The sequence below is a fragment of the Companilactobacillus tucceti DSM 20183 genome (genome assembly GCF_001434665.1).
GTDB lineage: Bacteria > Bacillota > Bacilli > Lactobacillales > Lactobacillaceae > Companilactobacillus > Companilactobacillus tucceti.
Genome location: NZ_AZDG01000047.1, coordinates 1 through 308, shown reverse-complemented (window position 1 = coordinate 308; position 308 = coordinate 1). Strand labels below are relative to the sequence as shown.

The window sequence follows — 308 nt, the reverse complement described above, 5'->3', positions numbered from 1 at the left end:
AAATCGAATGGGAAGACACCCATTTGATAGAACTCGATCAAACGAGGAATATCAACTTGTGGAATTGAATCTCCCATGTTTACTCCGACGATCTTCTTGTCGTCAACACATAGGTCATTCCATGTACTGATATCGATATTGTTTGGTGTAACAGCGATAGTAGCTGTTGTACCACCTTGTGTCAAAGCAGCGATAGAATCTGTCATAACTTTAGTTACACCAGTAGTATCAACAGCCCAGTCAACACCTAGACCATTTGTGATCTTCTTGATAGCTTCAACAGCATCTTCTTTAGATGAGTCAACAAT

Annotated in this window: 1 protein-coding gene; it reads right to left on the bottom strand. The window is 39.9% G+C overall.

Going from position 1 to position 308, the window contains the following annotated elements; translation table 11 throughout:
- Positions 1-308 (bottom strand): zinc-binding dehydrogenase (locus FC72_RS10580; protein ID WP_157051169.1); only part of this gene is annotated, 308 nt, incomplete at both ends.